Genomic DNA, 12,069 nt, shown 5'->3' on the forward strand with positions numbered 1-12,069 from the left:
AAAAAACTTTGGAGCCGTTTAAAATCATAGAATAACGATGATTACATCTTCGCTTTTTCTATAACTTTAACCAATGTCCAAGACTTAGTCTTAGACAGAGGACGACACTCACGAATCTCAACGGTATCGCCTAGGCCACACTCGTTGTTTTCGTCATGTGCGTGTACTTTAGTCGTACGCTTTACGAATTTACCGTAAATTGGGTGTTTCACCATGCGCTCGATAGCAACAGTGATAGATTTATCCATCTTGTCACTAATAACACGACCTAGTTGAGTACGAATTTTGTCGCTCATTATTCGCCTGCCTTCTCAGTCAAAACAGTTTTAACGCGTGCGATATCACGGCGTACAGCTTTCAAAGTATGAGTTTGCTGTAGTTGACCAGTTGCAGCTTGCATGCGCAAGTTGAACTGTTCACGTAGCAAATTCAGTAGCTCAGCGTTAAGCTCTTCAGCGCTTTTTGCGCGTAGATCTAGTGCTTTCATCACATCACCTGTTTAATTACGAATGTAGTTTTGAATGGCAGTTTACGAGCCGCTAGGCGGAACGCTTCACGTGCCAATTCTTCAGGTACACCGTCCATTTCGTACATAACCTTACCAGGTTGGATTTGGGCTACCCAGTACTCAACGTTACCTTTACCCTTACCTTGACGAACTTCTAGTGGTTTTTCAGTGATTGGCTTATCTGGGAACACACGGATCCAGATTTTACCTTGACGCTTAACGTGACGTGTCATTGCACGACGTGCCGCTTCGATCTGACGAGCAGTTAGACGACCACGTCCAACGGCTTTAAGACCAAATGTACCGAAGCTTACGTCAGTACCTTTAGCTAGACCGCGGTTGCGACCAGTATGAACCTTACGGAACTTAGTGCGTTTAGGTTGTAGCATCAGTCGACTCCTTACTTACGGCCTTTACGCTGCTTCTTAGGCTTGTCAGCCTTTGGCTCAACAGCGTTTGCAGCTGGCATACCACCAAGGATTTCACCCTTGAAGATCCAAACTTTAACGCCGATCACACCGTATTGAGTGTGAGCCGAAGAAGTTGCGTAATCAATGTCAGCACGTAGAGTGTGTAGAGGCACACGGCCTTCACGGTACCACTCAGAACGTGCAATTTCAGCGCCGCCAAGACGACCGCTTACTTCCACTTTGATACCTTTAGCGCCTAGACGCATAGCATTTTGTACCGCACGCTTCATAGCACGACGGAACATAACGCGACGCTCTAGTTGAGACGCGATGCTATCAGCCACTAATTGGCCGTCTAGCTCAGGCTTACGTACTTCAGCGATGTTAATTTGCGCTGGTACACCTGCAATTTTAGCTACAGCTGCGCGTAGCTTCTCAACGTCTTCACCTTTCTTACCGATAACAACGCCTGGGCGAGCAGTGTGGATAGTCACACGAATGCTCTTAGCAGGACGCTCGATAACGATGCGTGATAGAGACGCTTTTGAAAGTTCCTTAGTAAGGAACTGACGTACCTTGAAGTCGCCGTCTAGGTTGTCAGCGAAATCTTTGGTGTTAGCAAACCATGTAGCATTCCAAGGCTTAACGATGCCAAGACGAATACCATTAGGATGTACTTTCTGACCCATTGCTTACTCTCCTAGTCTCTTAGCGGTCTGCTACAACAACAGTGATGTGGCTTGAACGCTTCAAGATACGATCCGCACGGCCTTTTGCACGAGGCATAATACGCTTCATGACCGGGCCCTCATCTACGAAGATTTTAGCGACATTAAGATCGTCGATATCTGCACCTTCGTTGTGTTCTGCGTTAGCGATAGCTGACTCTAGAACTTTCTTAACTAATACAGCCGCTTTTTTGTTGCTGAAAGTTAGGATTTCAAGAGCCTGATCCACAGATTTACCACGGATTAGATCTGCAACTAAGCGAGCTTTCTGAGGAGAAATGCGAGCAAAGTTATGTTTAGCAATAGCTTCCATCATTTACTCCTTAGCGCTTCTTAGCTTTCTTATCCGCAGCGTGACCACGGTAAGTACGAGTTGGTGCGAATTCGCCCAGTTTGTGACCGATCATTTCATCAGTGACAAATACTGGAACGTGCTGACGACCATTATGGACAGCGATGGTCAAACCAATCATTGATGGAATGATCATTGAACGACGGGACCAAGTCTTAATAGGCTTTTTGTCTCCGCTTTCCACCGCTTTCTCTACCTTCTTCAGCAAGTGTAGGTCAATAAATGGACCTTTCTTGAGAGAACGTGGCATGGCTTATCCTCTTATATAGATTACTTATTACGACGACGTACGATGTACTTGTCGGTGCGTTTGTTGCTACGAGTCTTGAAGCCCTTAGTAGGCATACCCCAAGGAGATACTGGGTGACGACCACCAGAAGTGCGGCCTTCACCACCACCGTGTGGGTGGTCAACCGGGTTCATTACTACACCACGTACAGTTGGACGTACGCCGCGCCAGCGTGAAGCACCAGCTTTACCTAGTTCACGTAGCATGTGCTCAGAGTTACCAACTTCACCGATTGTTGCACGGCCTTCAGAAAGTACTTTGCGCATTTCACCAGAACGTAGGCGGATAGTTGCATAAGTACCGTCGCGAGCGACAAGTTGAGCATATGCACCAGCCGAACGAGCTAGCTGTGCACCTTTACCAGGCTTAAGTTCAACACAGTGAATAGTAGAACCCACTGGGATGTTGCGCATTGGCAGAGTGTTACCTGCTTTAATTGGCGCATCAACACCAGACTGGATTGTATCACCAGCTTGAACACCTTTAGGTGCGATAATGTAACGACGCTCGCCGTCTGCGTACAGAACTAGAGCGATATTTGCGCTACGGTTTGGATCGTATTCTAGACGCTCAACTTTCGCTGGGATGCCATCTTTAGTACGTTTGAAGTCAACCAAACGATAGTGTTGCTTATGACCACCACCGATATGACGTACTGTGATACGACCGTTGTTGTTACGACCACCATTCTTAGAGTTTTTCTCTAGAAGAGGTGCGTATGGCTTACCCTTGTGTAGGTCAGCGTTAACAACTTTAACGACGTGACGACGACCAGGGGAAGTCGGCTTACATTTAACAATAGCCATTATTCAACTACTCCTGTTATTCCGCGCCGCCAACAAAGTCAAGATCTTGACCTTCTTTCAAAGTCACATACGCTTTTTTAACGTCGCTGCGGCGACCTTGGCGTAGACCTTGACGTTTGGTCTTACCCTTAGTGATAAGAGTATTTACAGACTTAACTTCAACTTCAAATAGCTTTTCTACAGCTGCTTTGATCTCTTTCTTAGTTGCATCTTTTGCTACTTTGAAAACGATAGTGTTCGCTTTCTCAGCAGTCATAGTTGCTTTTTCAGAGATGTGCGGTGCACGTAGAACTTTTAGTAGACGCTCTTCACTGATCATGCCAGCATCTCCTCAACTTGCTTAACTGCTTCTGCAGTCATTAGAACCTTGTCAAACGCAATTAGGCTAACTGGGTCAAGACCCGCTACGTCACGTGCGTCAACTTTATATAGGTTGCGAGCAGCTAAGAATAGATTCTCGTCTACTTCGCCAGTAACGATGAGTACATCGTTAAGCTCAAGTTCTTTAAGCTTAGCTAATAGCTCTTTAGTTTTTGGTGCTTCTACTGAGAAGTTATCAACAACGATTAAACGCTCTTGACGAACTAGTTCAGAAAGAATGCTCTTCATAGCACCGCGGTACATTTTTTTGTTTACTTTTTGGCTGTGATCTTGTGGTTTCGCAGCAAAAGTAACACCACCTGTACGCCAGATTGGGCTACGAATTGTACCAGCACGTGCACGGCCAGTACCTTTTTGACGCCATGGCTTAGCGCCACCGCCAGAAACTTCTGAACGTGTCTTTTGAGCACGAGTACCTTGACGAGCACCTGCTGCATACGCAACAACTACTTGATGTACAAGGGCTTCGTTGAACTCACGTCCGAAAGTAGTTTCGGAAACAGTTAGTGCGTTAGCACCTTTAACCATCAATTCCATTACTTACTCCTAGACGTTATGCTTTAATAGCTGGTTTGACGATCACGTTAGCGCCAGTTGCACCTGGTACTGCACCTTTAATAAGAAGCAGATTGCGCTCAGCGTCAACACGTACGATCTCTAGGTTTTGAGTCGTTACACGCTCAGCACCCATGTGACCTGCCATTTTTTTGCCTTTGAACACGCGACCTGGAGTTTGACATTGGCCAATTGAACCCGGTGCACGGTGAGACAAAGAGTTACCGTGAGTCATATCTTGGGTACGGAAATTCCAGCGCTTAACAGCACCTTGGAAACCTTTACCTTTAGATGTACCAGTAACGTCTACTTTTTTAACTTCGTTGAACAGTTCAACAGTCAGTTCAGAACCTACTGCAAACTCTTCGCCGTTTTCTAAACGGAATTCCCAAAGACCGCGACCAGCTTCTACACCTGCTTTCGCAAAGTGACCAGCTTCTGGTTTAGTTACACGGTTGGCTTTCTTAGTACCAGTAGTTACCTGGATTGCTGCATAACCATCAGTCTCAAGAGTTTTCACTTGAGAAATACGGTTTGCTTCAACCTCAACAACAGTTACTGGGATAGAAACGCCTTCTTCAGTAAATACGCGGGTCATACCCACTTTACGTCCGACTAGACCAATCATTCTTCTAATCTCCCTTAACCTAGGCTGATTTGTACGTCAACGCCAGCAGCTAGATCTAGGCGCATCAGTGCATCAACAGTTTTATCTGTTGGCTCAACGATGTCGATTAGACGTTTGTGAGTACGAATTTCGTACTGATCACGAGCATCTTTGTTGACGTGTGGAGAGATAAGAACAGTGAAACGCTCTTTACGAGTAGGAAGTGGAATAGGACCACGAACCTGTGCGCCGGTACGCTTAGCTGTTTCAACGATTTCCGCTGTAGAAGCATCGATTAGTTTGTAATCGAACGCTTTAAGGCGGATACGGATACGTTGGTTCTGCATGAGACAGAGCTCCAATAATTAAAAATTACACAAACAATATCGCCACTCAAACTCGTTAAAACGAGAGAATGCCGATTGATTTATGTGAAACCGTAGTGCCAAAATTAGGCACATTGTCAGTTAATTTTCGATTAACTTTAATCTATTACTAAACGCAACAGAGCTAATTGTATTAACTGCGAACATAAGCTGAGTATACGTTACTAAACTAACAGCTAGGTCAGTTTACTCCTCACTGCTCATTGGTTCACAACTGGATTTAACCAGTGCGGTGCATTATACAGATCACCATTACACATGCAAGCGCTGTGTAGAAATTAAACTTATAAACTATCTATTTCTTCTTTCACTGAGGAAGTAATAGAAGGGATAGAAGGGATAGAAGGATGAGGTGAGCACTCACTACCCTATCCTTTTATCCCTGATGCACAATTATACAGCTTGGCGCTGTCTCACTGCTTCAAACAGACATATCCCAGCCGCTACTGATACGTTCAGGCTAGAAACGGTGCCCGCCATCGGTATTTTAATCAGATCATCGCAGGTTTCGCGCGTTAAGCGGCGCATACCATCCCCTTCAGCGCCCATAACAATCGCAAGGGGCCCTGTCAGTTTGGCTTGGTAAATGTCATGCGTCGCCTCACCGGCAGTGCCAACAAACCATACGCCTTGTTCTTGAAGGGCGCGCATGGTACGTGCAAGATTCGTCACTCGTACTAAAGGCACAGTTTCAGCAGCGCCACAAGCGACTTTGCTGACCGTTGCTGTCATTGGTGCTGACTTATCTTTTGGTACGATCACTGCAGCGACCCCAGCAGCATCGGCGTTACGTAAGCATGCGCCGAGATTATGCGGATCGGTAACACCATCCAAAACAAGTAATAGCGGTTGTTCATGCTGTGCGATGATTGCTTCTAAATCATGCTCATTAAGCTGTTTTGCTGGTTTTACACGAGCAATGATGCCCTGATGATTCGCCCCTTGAGCCTTGTCATCCAATGTTTTACGTCCCATCTGTTGAATAGAGACACCGCAATGTTGCAGTTCATTTAACAGTGGAAGCAGGCGATCATCTTGTCGCCCTTTTAGTACAAACGCTTCTATCAATCGCGCTGGATCTTTTTCAAGTACAGCGCTGACCGCGTGAATACCATAAATACATTCGTTACTCATGATTTACCCATTGATCGTTATTTACTAGCACGCGCTTTATTTGCTTTGGCCGCGGGTTTCTTTTTGCGTGCTTTTGTTGTTTTGCTTTTTTTTCGTTCAGGTTTTGAGCCTTCACTACTTTTTTCATCTGGGCGTTTAGTCGCTTCAACTAAAGGAGTTGCCTTTCCTTTACTTGACGTCACCTTCTTGCCACGTGCTTTCTCTCGTGCATCCGTTGCACGTTTCTTCGCTGTCTTGCCTTCTCCGCGCAGCTTACGGCTAGTGCCCACGATTTCAAAGTCAATTTGACGATCATCCAAGTTGACGGATAACACTTTGACTTTAACGGCGTCACCTAAGCGATAGATGTTGCCAAAACTTTCGCCGATCAATCGTTGTCCCACGGGATCAAATTGATAGTAGTCGTTCGCTAGCGTTGAAATATGGACCAATCCATCAATGTGCAACTCAGTTAAACGAACGAAGAAACCGAAACCTGTCACGTTGGCTATGACTCCATCAAGCTCTTCGCCTACATGATCTTGCATGTATTCACACTTGAGCCAATCAGATACTTCGCGCGTCGCATCATCAGCACGGCGTTCTGTCATTGAACATTGCTGACCATAGAAGTCCATGTCATCAAAAGAGTAGTGATAACCACCTGTGGTTGTCCAACGGTCGGTGTGATTGCCCGATTCTTTGGCAATCAAATATTTAATTGCGCGGTGCAATAGGAGATCAGGGTAGCGACGAATAGGTGAAGTAAAGTGCGCATAGCGTTTGAGCGCTAAACCAAAGTGACCACAGTTATCCGCGTTATACACAGCCTGCTTCATGGAACGCAGTAACATGGTTTGGATCAACTCTTTGTCTTGGCGCTCACCAATCTGTTTCATTAAGTTAGCGTAATCGGTTGGCGAAGGCTCTAGCCCACCCGCTAAGTTCAAACCAAGCTCGCCTAAGAAATCCCTAAAACCGGTCAAACGCTCTTCTCCCGGTGATTCATGGATACGGTACAGAGCGGGCTCTTTCGCTTTTTCCACCAGCGATGCTGAAGCAATATTAGCGAGGATCATGCACTCTTCGATTATTTTGTGCGCATCATTACGGACAACAGGTTCAATGCTGTCGATTTTACGCTCAGCATTAAAAATAAACTTAGTTTCAATCGTTTCAAATTCGATACCGCCACGCTCATCACGCGCTGCTTTTAGCACCTTATACATCGAATAGAGTTCTTCAAGATGAGGAACCACGGCTTGATAACGTTCGCGTAGCTCTTCATCCCCTTCAAGAATGGCGTGTACTTTGTTGTAAGTTAAACGGGCATGAGAGTTCATTACGGCTTCGTAATGTTTGTAACCCGAAATTTTGCCCGTTGCAGAGACTGTCATTTCGCACACCATGCATAGACGGTCGACTTGTGGATTAAGTGAACAAAGACCGTTCGACAGTACTTCCGGTAGCATAGGGACGACTTGCGATGGGAAGTAAACTGAGTTACCACGGTTGATCGCTTCTTTATCAAGAGCCGTATCGGGGCGCACATAATAACTTACGTCAGCAATCGCAACCCAGAGACGCCAGCCACCACCTTTTTTGGCTTCGCAATAAACCGCGTCATCAAAGTCACGCGCGTCTTCACCATCAATAGTCACTAAAGGTAATTGACGCAAATCCACGCGCCCTTGCTTCGCCTCTTCTGGAACTTCTTCTCTCAGGTTTTCGACTTGCTTTAATACTTCTTGCGGCCACTCATGAGGGATCTGGTGAGTGCGAATCGCTATTTGTGTCTCCATACCGGGAGCCATATTTTCCCCAAGTACCTCAACAACTCTGCCTGTCATTCCTCTTGCTCTGGCACCGCGATCGGTAATTTCAATCACCACCACGTTCCCCATGCGAGCTCCGCCTTTGTGCTCATTAGGGATCAAGATGTCTTGAGTGATGCGTGAATCATCGGGCACGACATAAGAGTAGCCATTTTCGAGGAAGAAACGCCCAACAAGTTGAGTTTTGCGTTCTTCCAAAACTCGGACCAAACGCCCTTCTTTACGGCCTCTTTTATCCGTGCCTGTCGGTTGTACCAGCACGTAGTCGCCATGAATAATGGTACGCATTTGGTGATGAGGTAGCAAAACATCGTTATCTTTGCCAACGCTGCCATCAGGACGAACCCACCCATGACCATCTTTATGTCCGATTACGTGACCTTTGATCATTTCCAATTTTTCTGGCAATGCATAGCATTGGCGACGAGTAAATACCAATTGGCCATCTCGCTCCATCGCACGCAAACGACGGCGTAGCCCTTCGTATTGCTCTTCACCAGACAAACCCAATGCCTCAAAAAGATCATTACGATTCATCGGTACATTGGCTTCGGTTAGAAATTCGAGGATGAATTCTCGGCTTGGAATTGGATTTTCGTAATTGCTAGATTCTCGATCCGCAAAAGGATCGTTATTGATAATTTCAGACATAGGCAGACCTGCTAAAGCAAGGAGAGATAGCCAGAGTATAACTGACTCACGGCAGAAGCTACAGCAGCGTATTGATTATTATAGGCTAATGCGTTAGAGGAAAAGCGTAGAAATGACTTCGCCCAACCGTGTGGGCGAAATAAAAAAAGCACTAATGAAGGCTACCAAAACGTGTCTCTGCGCTTGGCTCGCGCAACCACATTTTGTGGCATTCGCTGCTCTAACCCCTGCCGGAGCATAGAGATCCGAGAATGTATTCTTTGATCGATAGTCACCGAATTATAAAGCCAGCGATAAGCATCTTCATAATCAAGCGGGCTGCCATAATCACGCAGCAGAAGCTCAGCTAGATGGATACGAGCATTAATATTGCCCATCGCAGCGGCTTCACGCAGATAGGGAATAGCTCGCTCTTTATCCTGCTGTACTAAAGTACCACGCGAATAATAACGCCCAAGCTGCTCTAACGCAGCGGGTAAACCTTGATGAGCTGCATTTTCCATATAGTACAAGCCAAGTTCGACATCTTGATCTACACAGACCCCCCACGCTAGCATATCTCCATACAAAAACTCGTAGGAAGGCAGGCTGATGCGAGTAGCACGCGCAACAATATCTTCTACCAATTGGCAGTTGTCGGCCTTGACTTGCTCTAAATGTTTATTTTGCTCAATTAACTTGATTAGTTCAGCTTCGGTGTAAATAGGGACTGGCTCACCCACTTCCGCCACGTTGGCATGACTCAAGGATGAGGTCAGCGCTAAAAACAATGAAGCTGCTACCGTTCGTAGCTTCATACCTGCACTCTTTATGTCTATCGATAGCCTTAAAATTATAGCCTCAGTTTCATCTAGGGCTGGGCTTGATAACTTTATCGACCAGTGCGGCAAACTCTTTAGACAAAATTTGCCGTTATTCGGCCATTTATTGCCACACCAAGGACAAAATATCATCAATACAGGTATAAAAAAACCGGCTCTGAAAGCCGGTTTTAAAAACGTTTATCAATCAACCATTAAACTGAAAATGGGTGAACCTTGATAATGGTTTCGTTACGATCTGGACCTGTAGAAACGATGTCAACAGGTACACCAGTCAACTCTTCAATACGTTTGATGTAATCAAGCGCCGCTTGTGGCAGGGCATCAATTGATTTAGCACCGAAGGTATTTTCAGACCAACCAGGCATAGTTTCGTAAATAGGTGTTACCGCTTCAAAAGCGTCAGCTGCCATTGGTGATACTTGAGCAATTGAGCCATCTGGCATTTGGTAACCCGTACAGATTTTTAGCTCTTCTAAACCATCAAGTACGTCAAGTTTAGTCAAGCAGAAGCCTGTGACTGAGTTAATTTGAATGGCGCGACGCATCGCTACCGCATCAAACCAACCACAACGGCGCTTACGGCCTGTTGTTGCACCAAACTCATGGCCTTTAGTGCCTAGGTGATTACCGATTTCATCATCCAATTCGGTTGGGAATGGACCTGCACCAACGCGAGTACAGTAAGCTTTCGCGATACCTAGAATATAACCTAGATGACGAGGGCCGAAACCAGAACCTGCAGCAACACCACCAGCAGTCGTGTTAGAAGACGTTACGTATGGGTATGTACCGTGGTCGATATCAAGCATAGTACCTTGCGCACCTTCGAACATGATTTTGTCGCCACGCTTACGCGCTGCATCAAGTTCATCGGTCACGTCGATCACCATCGAAGTCAGCAAATCAGCATAGCCTTGTGCTTGCTCAAGTACAGATTCGTAGCTTACTGGTTCAGCTTTGTAGAAATGCTCAAGTTGGAAGTTATGGAACTCCATCACTTCTTTTAGCTTTTCTGCGAATGAAGCCATATCGAACAAGTCACCAACGCGTAAACCACGACGAGCCACTTTGTCTTCATAAGCAGGGCCGATACCACGACCTGTCGTACCAATTGCTTTTTTACCACGAGCCGTTTCACGAGCTTGGTCAAGCGCAATGTGGTAAGGAAGAATAAGTGGGCAAGCTTCAGAAATGAAAAGACGTTCGCGGACTGGAATACCACGCTCTTCTAGAGGCTTCATTTCATTGATTAGTGCGTCAGGTGAAAGCACAACACCGTTGCCGATGATGCATTTCACTTTATTGCGAAGAATGCCGGATGGAATTAAATGAAGAACGGTTTTTTCACCGTCAATGACCAAAGTGTGGCCTGCATTATGGCCGCCTTGGTAGCGAACCACGTATTTTGCATCTTCAGTTAAAAGGTCTACGATTTTACCTTTGCCTTCGTCACCCCATTGGGTGCCTAGAACGACTACGTTATTTCCCATCTTTCCAAGTCTGATTGCTAGTTAAAAAAGGATTCTAGCACCGAATCCTTTTCCTTGCAGTCCTTTTTTAAACACGAAAATGTCATAAAAATATAACTTAATAAATGATTCAGTTATTAGGCACGTAAGTTACTCATCCGAATATATTTTTACGATTAGCTCTCCTTGACGATCAACACAAGCACGGTACATACCAGAACTGTTCATTGCAAAATGAATGTCGCCTTGCGCATCAATGGCGATCAATCCACCCTCACCACCGAGCGTTTTAAGTTCACCCTGAATAATGGTTTCACATGCGGTATGAACATCTTCTTTTAAATAACGCATGCGAGCGGCAACGTCACTGGCAACCATTTTACGAATGAAATATTCCCCCATGCCCGTTGTCGATACCGCCACATTACCATTTTCAGCCACCGTTCCTGCACCTATGATGGGAGAATCGCCGACGCGACCAAATTTTTTATTCGTGATGCCACCGGTACTAGTAGCAGACGCAAGGTTGCCTTGTTTATCCAATGCAACTGCGCCAACAGTGCCAAATTTCTTGTCATCTGGGAATTTTGATTCCGACAAAGCAAATTGATTGTTGCTTTTCATCGCTAGCAACTGTTCATAACGACGCTCAGTAAAAAAGTAATCTTGTTCTGTATATTGATGCCCTTGAGTAAAAGCAAACGCTTCTGCGCCCTCACCAATCAACAACACATGATCACTGTGCTTCATTACATCACGCGCGAGCTGCACTGGGTTTTTAATGTGCCGAACCCCAGCGACCGCGCCTGCGTCCATCATTTTGCCATGCATAACAGAGGCGTCCATCTCCACCATCTCTTGATGCGTTAACACCGAACCTTTTCCTGCGTTAAACAACGGAGAGTCCTCAAGTATTTTCACAGCCTCAACCACCGCATCCAGTGCATCACCACCTTGTGCCAGTACTTGATGCCCCGCTCGGACAGCACTTTCTAGCGTGTTCAAAATATCGCGCTTTAATGATTCGCTCATTTGTTGACGAATGATGGTTCCAGCGCCGCCATGAATTGCTATAGCAAAAGGTTGTGACATGAGAATTCCTTAACTTAATAAATTGAGAGGCAATACACTTCTGTTCTACACATTAACTATACC

The 12,069-nt window shown here is 45.7% G+C and carries 16 protein-coding genes; all 16 read right to left on the reverse strand.

Annotation, left to right across the window (positions count from 1 at the left end; translation table 11 throughout):
- Positions 1 to 41 precede the first annotated feature (41 nt).
- The gene (gene rpsQ / locus B9J84_RS10250) at positions 42 to 296 is read right to left on the reverse strand and encodes a 30S ribosomal protein S17 (protein ID WP_013855925.1); all 255 of its coding nucleotides are present in this window, start codon (positions 294 to 296) and stop codon (positions 42 to 44) included.
- Entirely contained in the window at positions 296 to 487 is a 192-nt protein-coding gene (gene rpmC, locus B9J84_RS10255) for a 50S ribosomal protein L29 (protein WP_010318766.1), read from the reverse strand. The genes rpsQ and rpmC overlap by 1 nt, the downstream gene beginning before the upstream one ends.
- The gene (gene rplP / locus B9J84_RS10260) at positions 487 to 897 is read right to left on the reverse strand and encodes a 50S ribosomal protein L16 (protein ID WP_010318765.1); all 411 of its coding nucleotides are present in this window, start codon (positions 895 to 897) and stop codon (positions 487 to 489) included. The genes rpmC and rplP overlap by 1 nt, the downstream gene beginning before the upstream one ends.
- 11 nt (positions 898 to 908) lie before the next feature.
- Entirely contained in the window at positions 909 to 1,607 is a 699-nt protein-coding gene (gene rpsC / locus B9J84_RS10265) for a 30S ribosomal protein S3 (RefSeq protein WP_010318764.1), read from the reverse strand.
- 19 nt (positions 1,608 to 1,626) lie between these two features.
- On the reverse strand, positions 1,627 to 1,959 hold the full coding sequence (gene rplV, locus B9J84_RS10270) for a 50S ribosomal protein L22 (RefSeq protein WP_026027327.1): 333 nt from the start codon (positions 1,957 to 1,959) through the stop codon (positions 1,627 to 1,629).
- A 10-nt stretch (positions 1,960 to 1,969) separates the two neighbouring features.
- Positions 1,970 to 2,248, reverse strand: coding sequence for a 30S ribosomal protein S19 (gene rpsS / locus B9J84_RS10275; protein WP_010318762.1), 279 nt, complete (start codon positions 2,246 to 2,248; stop codon positions 1,970 to 1,972).
- A 20-nt stretch (positions 2,249 to 2,268) separates the two neighbouring features.
- Complete coding sequence (gene rplB, locus B9J84_RS10280; RefSeq protein WP_013855922.1) at positions 2,269 to 3,093, reverse strand: 50S ribosomal protein L2; 825 nt, start codon at positions 3,091 to 3,093, stop codon at positions 2,269 to 2,271.
- A 16-nt stretch (positions 3,094 to 3,109) separates the two neighbouring features.
- Entirely contained in the window at positions 3,110 to 3,412 is a 303-nt protein-coding gene (gene rplW / locus B9J84_RS10285; protein ID WP_010318760.1) for a 50S ribosomal protein L23, read from the reverse strand.
- Entirely contained in the window at positions 3,409 to 4,011 is a 603-nt protein-coding gene (gene rplD, locus B9J84_RS10290; RefSeq protein ID WP_010318759.1) for a 50S ribosomal protein L4, read from the reverse strand. The genes rplW and rplD overlap by 4 nt, the downstream gene beginning before the upstream one ends.
- A 16-nt stretch (positions 4,012 to 4,027) precedes the next feature.
- Positions 4,028 to 4,657, reverse strand: coding sequence for a 50S ribosomal protein L3 (gene rplC, locus B9J84_RS10295; protein WP_010318758.1), 630 nt, complete (start codon positions 4,655 to 4,657; stop codon positions 4,028 to 4,030).
- Between the two features lie 14 nt (positions 4,658 to 4,671).
- Positions 4,672 to 4,983: a 30S ribosomal protein S10 gene (gene rpsJ, locus B9J84_RS10300; protein WP_001181007.1), complete on the reverse strand. Its 312-nt coding sequence runs from the start codon at positions 4,981 to 4,983 to the stop codon at positions 4,672 to 4,674.
- 432 nt (positions 4,984 to 5,415) lie between these two features.
- Complete coding sequence (gene rlmB / locus B9J84_RS10305; protein ID WP_017042851.1) at positions 5,416 to 6,156, reverse strand: 23S rRNA (guanosine(2251)-2'-O)-methyltransferase RlmB; 741 nt, start codon at positions 6,154 to 6,156, stop codon at positions 5,416 to 5,418.
- Between the two features lie 17 nt (positions 6,157 to 6,173).
- The gene (rnr, locus tag B9J84_RS10310; RefSeq protein WP_017046740.1) at positions 6,174 to 8,621 is read right to left on the reverse strand and encodes a ribonuclease R; all 2,448 of its coding nucleotides are present in this window, start codon (positions 8,619 to 8,621) and stop codon (positions 6,174 to 6,176) included.
- 161 nt (positions 8,622 to 8,782) lie between these two features.
- Entirely contained in the window at positions 8,783 to 9,418 is a 636-nt protein-coding gene (motX, locus tag B9J84_RS10315; protein ID WP_013855917.1) for a flagellar protein MotX, read from the reverse strand.
- Between the two features lie 218 nt (positions 9,419 to 9,636).
- On the reverse strand, positions 9,637 to 10,935 hold the full coding sequence (locus tag B9J84_RS10325) for an adenylosuccinate synthase (RefSeq protein WP_013855915.1): 1,299 nt from the start codon (positions 10,933 to 10,935) through the stop codon (positions 9,637 to 9,639).
- 129 nt (positions 10,936 to 11,064) lie between these two features.
- A complete protein-coding gene (locus B9J84_RS10330) occupies positions 11,065 to 12,006 on the reverse strand; it encodes an isoaspartyl peptidase/L-asparaginase family protein (RefSeq protein WP_013855914.1) in 942 nt (313 codons plus the stop codon).
- Between the last annotated feature and the right edge of the window lie 63 nt (positions 12,007 to 12,069).

This window comes from Vibrio sp. V03_P4A6T147 (assembly GCF_002241085.1).
GTDB classification, from domain to species: domain Bacteria; phylum Pseudomonadota; class Gammaproteobacteria; order Enterobacterales; family Vibrionaceae; genus Vibrio; species Vibrio anguillarum.

What these genes read in the sequence shown, in the direction of transcription:
- rlmB (WP_017042851.1), bottom strand. Translation starts at nt 6,156, where the DNA reads ATGAGTAACGAATGTATTTATGGTATTCACGCGGTCAGCGCTGTACTT.
- rplC (WP_010318758.1), bottom strand. Translation starts at nt 4,657, where the DNA reads ATGATTGGTCTAGTCGGACGTAAAGTGGGTATGACCCGCGTATTTACT.
- rnr (WP_017046740.1), bottom strand. Translation starts at nt 8,621, where the DNA reads ATGTCTGAAATTATCAATAACGATCCTTTTGCGGATCGAGAATCTAGC.
- rplP (WP_010318765.1), bottom strand. Translation starts at nt 897, where the DNA reads ATGCTACAACCTAAACGCACTAAGTTCCGTAAGGTTCATACTGGTCGC.
- rpsJ (WP_001181007.1), bottom strand. Translation starts at nt 4,983, where the DNA reads ATGCAGAACCAACGTATCCGTATCCGCCTTAAAGCGTTCGATTACAAA.
- rplD (WP_010318759.1), bottom strand. Translation starts at nt 4,011, where the DNA reads ATGGAATTGATGGTTAAAGGTGCTAACGCACTAACTGTTTCCGAAACT.
- rpsQ (WP_013855925.1), bottom strand. Translation starts at nt 296, where the DNA reads ATGAGCGACAAAATTCGTACTCAACTAGGTCGTGTTATTAGTGACAAG.
- rplV (WP_026027327.1), bottom strand. Translation starts at nt 1,959, where the DNA reads ATGGAAGCTATTGCTAAACATAACTTTGCTCGCATTTCTCCTCAGAAA.
- rpsC (WP_010318764.1), bottom strand. Translation starts at nt 1,607, where the DNA reads ATGGGTCAGAAAGTACATCCTAATGGTATTCGTCTTGGCATCGTTAAG.
- rpsS (WP_010318762.1), bottom strand. Translation starts at nt 2,248, where the DNA reads ATGCCACGTTCTCTCAAGAAAGGTCCATTTATTGACCTACACTTGCTG.
- rplW (WP_010318760.1), bottom strand. Translation starts at nt 3,412, where the DNA reads ATGATCAGTGAAGAGCGTCTACTAAAAGTTCTACGTGCACCGCACATC.
- B9J84_RS10330 (WP_013855914.1), bottom strand. Translation starts at nt 12,006, where the DNA reads ATGTCACAACCTTTTGCTATAGCAATTCATGGCGGCGCTGGAACCATC.
- B9J84_RS10325 (WP_013855915.1), bottom strand. Translation starts at nt 10,935, where the DNA reads ATGGGAAATAACGTAGTCGTTCTAGGCACCCAATGGGGTGACGAAGGC.
- motX (WP_013855917.1), bottom strand. Translation starts at nt 9,418, where the DNA reads ATGAAGCTACGAACGGTAGCAGCTTCATTGTTTTTAGCGCTGACCTCA.
- rplB (WP_013855922.1), bottom strand. Translation starts at nt 3,093, where the DNA reads ATGGCTATTGTTAAATGTAAGCCGACTTCCCCTGGTCGTCGTCACGTC.
- rpmC (WP_010318766.1), bottom strand. Translation starts at nt 487, where the DNA reads ATGAAAGCACTAGATCTACGCGCAAAAAGCGCTGAAGAGCTTAACGCT.